The 2,762-nt window shown below is 66.5% G+C and carries 2 protein-coding genes and 1 pseudogene; 2 read left to right on the forward strand and 1 reads right to left on the reverse strand.

Features of this window, described 5'->3' with window-relative positions:
• Positions 1-123 precede the first annotated feature (123 nt).
• Positions 124-405: pseudogene (locus FMP39_RS37020) on the forward strand (transposase); the annotation flags it as partial.
• A gap of 164 nt (positions 406-569) precedes the next feature.
• Here FMP39_RS37020 and tesB read toward each other — a convergent pair.
• On the reverse strand, positions 570-1,439 hold the full coding sequence (gene tesB / locus FMP39_RS37025; RefSeq protein WP_141594669.1) for an acyl-CoA thioesterase II: 870 nt from the start codon (positions 1,437-1,439) through the stop codon (positions 570-572).
• Between the two features lie 267 nt (positions 1,440-1,706).
• Between tesB and FMP39_RS37030 the strand changes: the two genes are divergently transcribed.
• On the forward strand, positions 1,707-2,630 hold the full coding sequence (locus FMP39_RS37030) for a bile acid:sodium symporter family protein (RefSeq protein WP_141594671.1): 924 nt from the start codon (positions 1,707-1,709) through the stop codon (positions 2,628-2,630).
• Positions 2,631-2,762: the final 132 nt, after the last annotated feature.

A 2,762-nucleotide genomic window follows, 5' to 3' on the forward strand; every position in this document is an offset into this window, starting at 1 on the left:
CTTCCCACCGGCGGACGCCCAGGCGACGACATAGGCGGGCGTCCAGCACGGTCAGCCCGTCGACTCTTGTTGTTCCCCATCGCAACTCCTCAACGTCGAGTGTTGCGACGACCCGTTGAATCCACCCAGTACACCTCGATTGGCTTCGGGCTTCGGTGCAAGGAAGTCGGCGTGCGCCCATCCATGGGCAGCGTCGGCGACGCGTACGACAACGCGATGTGTGAAAGCTTCTTCGCCACGCTCGAGTGCGAACTGCTCGCACGCCGCCGCTTCACGTCTCACGCCGAGGCGCGGATGGCCGTCTTCCGCTTCATCGAGGGCTGGTACAATCCGCTCCGGCGCCACTCCGCGCTCGACTACGAGTCACCCGCTGGTTACGAGAAGAAGCACCGCGCTGCTGCTTGAGGGCGCAAGCGCGGAACGCTCTGCGGAACCGGGGCAACTTCAGCAACGAGGGTGCCACTCCTGAAAGCACTAGGAATTCCGGGGAGTTGCAGCCCTCGTGGATTCCCGAGGGCGCGGCGAGGGGTTCGACCCCACACGCCGGTGTGGGGTGTCATCCCCGTTTCTCAGGCCTTGGACTTGCGGATGCGCAGCAGCCCTTCCTGGGCCACCGAGGCCACCAGCCGGCCGTCACGCGTGTAGACGCTGCCACGCGACAGGCCGCGCGCGTTGCCCGCCCACGGGCTGTCCATGGAGTACAGCAGCCAGTCGCTCACCTTCAGGTCTCCGTGGAACCACAGGGCATGGTCCAGGCTGGCGCCCAGGATGCGGGGCTGGAAGAAGCTGGCCGCGTGGGGCAGGAGCGCGGTGCTGATGAGGTTGAAGTCGGACGCGTAGGCCAGCACGTACCGGTGCACCTGGGGATCCTCCGGCAGGTCGCCGTTGGCGCGAAACCACACGTGCTTGATGGGCGCCTTCGCCTCCGGGTTGAACGGATCCACCGGCGCCACAGGCCGGATCTCAATCGGCTTCTCCCCCAGGAACTTCTCCCGCAGGGCTTCCGGGATGCGGGCAGACAAGCGGCTCAGCAGCTCCTGCTCCGAGGCCAGCGCCTCCGGGCCTGGCACCTCCGGCATGGGCGCCTGGTGGGCAAAGCCCTCTTCGTCCCCGTGGAAGGAGGCGATCATCGTCAGGATGGGCTCGCCCTTCTGCACGGCCACGACGCGGCGCGTGGTGATGCTGCCGCCGTCCCGCACCCGGTCCACCGTGTAGACGACTGGAAGCGTCGCGTCGCCCGGGCGCAGGAAGTAGCCGTGCAGGGAGTGGACATGGCGGCCGGCGGGCACCGTCTGGCTGCCCGCGGACAGCGCCTGCCCCAGCACCTGGCCGCCGAAGAGCTGGCGGAACCCCAGGTCTTGACTCCGGCCACGAAACAGATTTTCCTCGATTTTCTCCAGTTTAAGGAGCGACAACAGCTCATCCAGGACTCGGCTCATGGCCCCTGTCGTAATCGACCGGGGCACCGGTGTCTCGGGAAGCGGCGCCCCATCCATGGTCCCTTGCCGGGTCCCGCCCGACCGCGAAGCCGTGTCGGTTCACGATGAGAATAGACGGCTCATGCGCAGCGCCGCAGTGCATCAATGACATACGGCGTCATGGGTAGCCTCCACTTTTAGCAACCTTTGAGAGCGGAGACGCTTGAAGCGCCCCGCACTCTTGCGCGACGCTAATGCTCAACGCTGGACACTCCATCCGGGGGGCGAATGCAGTCGAATGTCTTCACGGCGGTACTCATGCCGCTGGCGCTGGCCGTCATCATGCTCGGGCTTGGCCTGACGCTGACGCTGGCGGACTTCAAGCGGGTCATTGTCTATCCGCGCGCCATCCTGGTGGGCCTCGGCTGCCAGATGTTGGTGTTGCCGGTGGCGTGCCTGCTCATCGCCCACGCCTTCCGTCTGCCGCCGGAGCTGGCGGTGGGATTGATGCTGCTGGCGGCCTCCCCTGGCGGCGCGACGGCGAACCTCTTCAGCCACCTGGCCCGCGGTGACGTGGCGCTCAACATCACGCTGACGGCGGTGAACAGCGCGCTGTCGCTCGTCACGCTGCCGCTCATCATCAACCTGTCGCTGGCGCACTTCATGGACGAGGGCCGCGCGGTCCCCATGCAGTTCGCGAAGATCGTGCAGGTGGTGCTCATCGTACTGGGGCCGGTGAGCCTGGGCATGTTCATCCGCTCGCGCAGCGCGGCCGTGGCGCAGCGCATGGACAAGCCCATTCGCATCCTGTCCACCCTCTTCCTCGTCGCGGTGATTGCCGCGTCCGTGTACACGGAGCGCGCGAATGCGCTGAGCTTCTTCCGCCAGGTGGGCCCGGCGGCGCTGGCCTTCAACCTGGTGAGCCTCGCGGTGGGCTACTTTGTACCCATCCTGCTGCGCCTGCCCCGGCGGCAAGCGGTTGCCATTGGCATGGAGATTGGCATTCACAACGGAATGCTTGCGATTGCCATCGCGCTCAGCCCGACACTGCTGGCGAACTCGACCATGGCCATTCCCCCGGCCATCTACAGCCTCATCATGTACTTCACCGCGGCGGCCTTCGGCTTCTATGTCAGCCGGCGCTACGCGGATGAGCAGGACCCCGCTGTACTCCGCACCCCCACGTCACTCCCCGAGAAGGTGTCTCGATGACGCTGCGTCGACCGCTGTCCGTGCTTTCCCTGTCACTTTGCCTGGGATTCTCCGCACCAGCCGCCGCCGAAGAGCCTGAAGCCGCTGCCCTGCCGTCGACCCCGCAGACAGCCCCCAAGCCCACGGACGCCC

The sequence above is a fragment of the Myxococcus sp. AB056 genome (assembly GCF_006547365.1).
In the GTDB taxonomy this organism is placed as follows: Bacteria; Myxococcota; Myxococcia; order Myxococcales; family Myxococcaceae; genus Myxococcus; species Myxococcus virescens.

What these genes read in the sequence shown, in the direction of transcription:
- tesB (WP_141594669.1), bottom strand. Translation starts at nt 1,439, where the DNA reads ATGAGCCGAGTCCTGGATGAGCTGTTGTCGCTCCTTAAACTGGAGAAA.
- FMP39_RS37030 (WP_141594671.1), top strand. Translation starts at nt 1,707, where the DNA reads ATGCAGTCGAATGTCTTCACGGCGGTACTCATGCCGCTGGCGCTGGCC.